The sequence below is a fragment of the Companilactobacillus kimchii DSM 13961 = JCM 10707 genome (genome assembly GCF_001435445.1).
GTDB classification, from domain to species: Bacteria; Bacillota; Bacilli; order Lactobacillales; family Lactobacillaceae; genus Companilactobacillus; species Companilactobacillus kimchii.
On sequence record NZ_AZDH01000014.1, the window covers coordinates 168,892 to 175,853 of the forward strand.

Sequence of the window (6,962 nt, forward strand, 5' to 3'; positions counted from 1 at the left end):
ACCTCCCTACAGTTTTAACTAGTTTTCTGACTTTGTACTAGTTTCAGTTGAATCCTTTGATGCTTCAAGCTTCTTAGCTTCTTCTTCAGCACGTTTTTGTTCTTGTTGTTTAGCGAATTTAGATAAGGCATCAACACTAACTGTGTCTTCGTCATCATCCATATCTCTAAGTTCAATTTCTTTCTTATGTGCATCTAGAACTTTCATGTCCAATCCAAGAGCTTGTAGTTCTTTGACAAGAACACGGAATGATTCAGGAACACCAGGTTTAGGAATACTTTCACCCTTAACGATAGCTTCATAAGTCTTTACACGACCAACAATATCATCTGACTTGTATGTCAAGATTTCTTGAAGTGTATATGCGGCACCGTAAGCTTCAAGGGCCCAAACTTCCATTTCACCAAATCTCTGACCACCAAATTGTGCTTTACCACCAAGTGGTTGTTGAGTAACTAGTGAGTATGGTCCGATTGAACGAGCATGAAGTTTATCATCAACCATGTGAGCTAGTTTCAAGTAGTACATGACACCAACTGATACACGGTTCTTGAATGGTTCACCAGTACGTCCATCATAAAGAATTGATTTACCATCTGTATCCATATCGGCTTCTTTAACAATATCCCAAAGTTCATCGTTACTTACACCGTCGAAAACAGGGGTTGAAACATGAATGCCAAGTTTTCTAGCAGCCATACCTAAATGAAGATCAAGAACTTGTCCAATATTCATACGTGATGGAACACCCATTGGGTTCAATAGGATATCTACTGGAGTACCATCTGGCATGTAAGGCATGTCTTCTTCTGGTACAACGATTGAAACAGTACCCTTGTTACCATGACGACCAGACATCTTATCACCAACTTGAATCTTACGCTTTTGAGCAATGTAAACACGAACTAACATGTTAACACCAGGATCAAGTTCATCTCCGGCTTCACGAGTGAAGACTTTGACATCTTGGATAATTCCGCCACCACCATGTGGTACACGAAGTGAAGTATCACGAACTTCACGAGCCTTTTCACCAAAGATAGCATGTAGCAATCTCTCTTCAGCTGATAGTTCTGTAACACCCTTAGGTGTAACTTTACCAACTAAGATATCGCCATCACGAACTTCAGCACCAACACGGATAATACCGAATTCGTCAAGATCCTTAAGTGAATCTTCACCAACGTTAGGAATTTCACGTGTGATTTCTTCAGGTCCAAGTTTTGTATCACGTGCTTCTGATTCATACTCTTCAATATGAATTGAAGTATATGCATCTTCACGTACTAGTTTTTCTGAAAGTACGATAGCATCTTCGTAGTTATACATATTCCATGTCATAAAGGCAATAAGTGGGTTTTGACCAAGGGCTAATTCACCATTTTCCATGGCAGGACCATCAGCAATGATATCACCCTTCTTGATCTTCTCATCCTTGCGGACAATAGGTCTTTGGTTGTAACTCTTACCATTATTTGAACGACGGAATTTAGTTACCTTATAAGTATCTGTTGTGCCATCTTCGTCACGTTTGATAGTAACTTTCTTAGCATCAACATATTCAACAACACCATCATGATCAGCTAATAGAGCAGCACCGGAATCATGAGCAGCAATATATTCCATACCAGTACCAACAAGTGGTGCATGTGGATTGATCAAAGGAACAGCTTGACGTTGCATATTAGCACCCATCAAGGCACGGTTCGAGTCATCATTTTCCAAGAAAGGAATACATGCAGTAGCTACAGAAACTACTTGCTTAGGAGAAACGTCCATGTAATCGACTTTTTCTGGAGTAGTTTCAATGTTGTCATCTTTGTGACGAGCCAAGATTGTGTTGTCAGCAAATGAACCATCATCTTCCAATGGTGTATTAGCTTGAGCGACAACATAGTTATCTTCTTCGTCAGCAGTTAAGTAATCGATCTTATCAGTTACTTTGTGAGTATCCCATGAAACACGACGATATGGTGTTTCAATGAAACCATATTTATTAATAATGGCGTATGAAGCCAAGTTATTAATAAGTCCAATATTAGGACCTTCTGGTGTTTCAATAGGACACATACGACCATAATGAGTATAGTGAACATCACGAACTTCATATCCAGCACGATCACGAGTCAAACCACCAGGTCCAAGGGCTGATAGACGACGCTTATGTTCTAGTTCTCCAAGTGGATTAGTTTGATCCATGAATTGTGACAATTGTGATGAACCAAAGAATTCCTTAATTGAAGCAACAACTGGTCTGATATTAATCAATTGTTGAGGTGTAACAGTAGCTGAATCTTGAATTGACATTCTTTCACGCACAACACGTTCCATACGTGATAGACCAATACGGAATTGGTTTTGTAGCAATTCACCAACTGAACGAATACGACGGTTACCCAAGTGATCAATATCATCTGTTGTACCGATGTTTTCCTTCAAGTTTAGGAAGTAGTTAATACCAGCTAAAATATCGGCTGGTGTAATTGTACGGTTTTCTTCTGGAATATGACCGTTACCAATAATATTAACAACTTTTTCATTATCAGCTTCTGAATAAACCTTAATGATTTGAACGGTAATTGGGTCTGTTAGAACACCTTCATCAGAAGGAGTCAATGTAACTGTCTTGAAATCATCTCTTTCAAGATATGGACTCAATTTGTTCATAGCATCGCGGTCAATTAGAGTATCCTTAGCTAAAACAACTTCACCTGTATCAGGATCAGCCAATGTTTCGGCCAAAGTCTTGTTCAAAAGTCTTGTCTTAAGATTTAACTTCTTATTGATCTTGTAACGACCAACAGGAGCCAAGTCATATCTACGTGGGTCAAAGAATCTAGCATATAGCAATGAACGAGAACTATCTGCAGTCTTTGGTTCACCAGGACGGAGTCTTTCATAGATATCTTTCAAGGCTTCTTCAACACGTGAGTCACTTGTATCTTTATGAACATCTTTTTCAAGTGTTAGATTTAAAGTATCGTTTTCACCAAAAATATCAAGAACTTCTGAATCACTACCAAAGCCAAGTGCTCTAACTAACTCAGAAATAGGTAATTTTCTAGTTCTATCAATTCTTACATAGCCAAGACCTTTAGCATCTGTTTCAAATTCCAACCATGCACCACGGTTAGGAATAACAGTTGTACCATAGTTCTCACGGCCATTTTTATCTGTGTCTTGATTGTAATAAATACCAGGTGAACGTACTAATTGAGAAACAATAACACGTTCAGCACCGTTGATGATGAAAGTTCCTTCATCAGTCATGATTGGGAAATCACCAAAGAAAACATCTTGTGTCTTGATTTCGCCAGTCTCATGATTAGTCAATTTCAATGTTACATGTAATGGTGCTGAGAAGTTAGCGTCATGTGCTCTAGCTTCTTCAACAGTATATTTTGGTTCTAGTAACTTGTAACCGACGTATTCCAAAGAAAGGTTTCCAGCAAAGTCATCAATTGGCATAATATCGTCAAACATATCTTTTAGTCCTTCATCTAAGAACCACTTATAAGAGTTTGTTTGGATGTCAATCAAATTTGGCAGTGGAAGTACTTCCTTGATCTTTGCATAACTACGACGAACACGGTGTGCACCATAATTAACGTTATGATAAGTCAAATTTTTCACCTCAACATATATTTTGTTCAAATCCAGACCTCAAATATTACAATTTGATTACAGTTTGCTTGAAAACGGTTTTAAAACCTGTTTTAAGGCAAAAAAAAACCAAAAATAGAAACGAAAATCTATTTTTGTGTTTTTTTATTTAGCATAACCACGGACAATAGATCGCGGCCTGCAATTTGAACTATGAATCTCAAAGAGAAATAATACACTTATGCACTATTTTTGTCAATAGTCAAGCCCATTATTTTTGATTGGAGACTGTTTCCTTACTATTAGGATTATCAACCGTTACCGTTAGCTTGCCTTTTTTAGAACCAACTTTAATTGAATCACCGGCTTTAACATTACCCATAAGTAATTGTTCACTAACTGGATCTTCAATTTCTCTTTGGATAGTTCTTCTCATCGGACGAGCACCATATTCAGGATTATAGCCATCTTTTACTAAATCGCTATAGGCTGTTGGTGTGATAACCAATTTGATTTCTCTTTCAGCAAGACGTTTTCTTAAGTTATTACTCATGATCTTAGCAATATCCTTAAGCTGTTCCTTATCAAGAGCCTTAAAGACAATTGTTTCATCAATACGGTTCAAGAATTCAGGACGGAAGAATCGTTTCAATTCTGTATTAATACGTTCTTGCATTTCCTTAAAGTCATCGTGAACATCTTTAGCACCAAAACCAACTGACTTATCATCTTCTAGTGATCTAGCACCAAGGTTAGAAGTCATGATAATAATAGTATTTCGAAAATCAACTTTACGACCCTTAGCGTCCGTTAAGATACCATCATCAAGAACTTGCAATAGGATATTGAAAACATCTGGATGAGCCTTTTCAACTTCATCAAGTAGAACAACTGAGTAAGGTTCATTTCTAACCTTTTCTGTCAATTGACCACCGTCATCGAAACCAACATATCCCGGAGCTGAACCAATCAACTTAGAAGTACTGTATTGTTCCATATATTCTGACATATCGACACGAATCAGATTGTCTTCAGAACCAAACATTACCTCAGCGATTGATTTAGCCAATTCAGTTTTACCAACACCTGTAGGTCCTAAGAACATAAATGAACCAATTGGACGATTGGGGTCTTTCATTCCACTTCTAGCACGACGAATTGCTCGTGAAACGGCATTAATAGCATTATCTTGACCAATAACACGTTTATGAAGCTCTTTTTCAAGGTTAAGCAGCTTCTCACTCTCTTTACGAGTAATTTGCTTAACTGGAACTCCAGTCCATTCAGCAATGATCTCAGCAATATCATCTGCTGTTACAACAGGCTTCTTTTGTGTTGACTTCTTGTCGTTTAACTTAGCAATTTCGGCTTGAACAGTTTGTTCCTGTTCACGAATCTTAGCGGCTTTTTCAAAGTCTTGATCCAAAATTGCATTATTCTTGTCATCCATCAATTTCAAAGCTTGATTAGTTAATTCTTCAAGTTTGTTATTCTTAGATACATTGTGGATTCTAACTTTAGCTGAAGCCTCATCCATCAAATCGATAGCTTTATCTGGTAAGAAACGATTAGTTAAGTAACGTGTAGAAAGACGAACTGCTGCTTCAACAGCTTCATCAGAAATTGTCAAGCCATGATGTTGTTCATATCTTGGACGAAGTCCTGTCAAAATCTTAACAGAATCTTCGGCACTAGGTTCTTCAACGTAAACTTTAGCAAAACGGCGCTCTAAAGCTGTATCTTTTTCAATGTACTTTTGATACTCATTAGATGTTGTTGCACCAATTAATTGCAACTCACCACGAGCTAAGGCAGGCTTCAAAATATTAGATGCATCAATTGCACCTTCGGCACCACCAGCACCAATTAATGTATGTAATTCATCAATAAAGAGAATGACATGCTTATCTTCATAAATTTCTTTGATAATCTTCTTTAAACGATCTTCAAACTCACCACGATATTTAGTACCAGCTACTAGTGAACCCATATCTAACATCATGATACGTTTATTTTGCATATCTAATGGAACTTCTTTTTTAATGATAGCAATAGCCAAGCCTTCAGCAATTGCTGTCTTACCAACACCAGGTTCACCGACTAGAACAGGATTGTTCTTTGTACGACGACTCAAGATTTGAATAGTCCGATCAACTTCTTTTTTACGACCAATAACAGGATCGATTTGATTATCACGAGCTAATTTAGTCAAATCACGAGCTAAAGAATCCAATGTTGGAGTTCCACCTTGTGATTGTTGGTTCTTTTGTTTATTTAAGTTAGCAGCAAAGCCACGACGTGCAGCCTTGTTTGACATACCCATCTTGCTTAATAGTAAAGACTTAGTCTTAGATAGGCTCAAGCCCAAATTAACCAAAATACGATTAGCTAAGTTATCAGCGTCATCAAGAATTGCTAATAAAATATGTTCTGTACCAATACGGTTAGCCTTATATAGGTTAGAATCTTCTTCCGCATTGCTTAAAATCATTTGTCCTTTAGGAGAATATGGTAAATAAATTCCTTTAGCGGTATTAGATGAGACATCCCCATAACCTGTCAGATGTTCAATCTCCTCTTCAACATCTCGATCACTTACAGCTAGATCTCTCAAAGTAATACCGGCAATACCATCATTTTCCATAACTAACCCAAGTAGAATATGTTCTGTACCAACGGCATTATGATGAAATGTCTTGGCTTGTTCTTGAGCTAAAACTAGTGCATTCTTGGCGCTTTCGGTAAATACTTTGTCCATTAATGTTACCTCTACTTTTTAAGTGTCTGTTTAGAAAGTATAATTATGTTTCAAAAAAAAGCAATTATTTCATCTTGCAAAATATAAAAAAGTTAATGATTCTTCAGATTTTGCCTCCAATAGAATCCTAACACATTCGTGGGATTTATAATTGATTCCTGACTTCAAAAAAATCTCTAGAGAACGAAAAAAGGTAATCAATTCATTTTCAGAATTAATTACCCTTTTAAACTTATCATGGAATCGGGAAAACAAGATTCGAACTTGCGGCCTTCACGCCCCGAACGTGACGCTCTACCAAGCTGAGCTATTTCCCGAAACCTCTCTAAGCGGAAGACGGGATTCGAACCCGCGACCCCCACCATGGCAAGGTGATGTTCTACCACTGAACTACTTCCGCATTATGACTATGCCGACTAGAGGATTCGAACCTCCGACCCCCTGTTTACAAGACAGATGCTCTGCCAACTGAGCTAAGTCGGCATTATGTCAAACGACATTTAACATAATACACAATAACTGATCTTTTTGCAAGACCAATTATCAATACGGGTGAAAGGACTTGAACCTTCATGTCCACTGGACACTAGAACCTAAATCT

The 6,962-nt window shown here is 37.6% G+C and carries 2 protein-coding genes and 3 tRNA genes; all 5 read right to left on the reverse strand.

The genetic code is table 11. The features are described 5' to 3' along the window. Positions 1-18 precede the first annotated feature (18 nt). The 5 genes from rpoB to FC97_RS06375 all read right to left on the reverse strand — a co-directional run bounded on the left by rpoB (position 19) and on the right by FC97_RS06375 (position 6,844). A complete protein-coding gene (gene rpoB / locus FC97_RS06355) occupies positions 19-3,624 on the reverse strand; it encodes a DNA-directed RNA polymerase subunit beta (protein ID WP_056967945.1) in 3,606 nt (1,201 codons plus the stop codon). A 250-nt stretch (positions 3,625-3,874) separates the two neighbouring features. Beyond that, a complete protein-coding gene (locus FC97_RS06360) occupies positions 3,875-6,361 on the reverse strand; it encodes an ATP-dependent Clp protease ATP-binding subunit (RefSeq protein ID WP_054642440.1) in 2,487 nt (828 codons plus the stop codon). A 243-nt stretch (positions 6,362-6,604) separates the two neighbouring features. After that, a tRNA-Pro gene (locus FC97_RS06365) sits at positions 6,605-6,678 on the reverse strand. 11 nt (positions 6,679-6,689) lie between these two features. Further along, positions 6,690-6,761, reverse strand: a tRNA-Gly gene (locus tag FC97_RS06370). 10 nt (positions 6,762-6,771) lie between these two features. Next, positions 6,772-6,844, reverse strand: a tRNA-Thr gene (locus FC97_RS06375). Positions 6,845-6,962: the final 118 nt, after the last annotated feature.

Coding starts and splice junctions, on each gene's coding strand:
- FC97_RS06360 (WP_054642440.1), bottom strand. CDS start 6,361: ATGGACAAAGTATTTACCGAAAGCGCCAAGAATGCACTAGTTTTAGCT.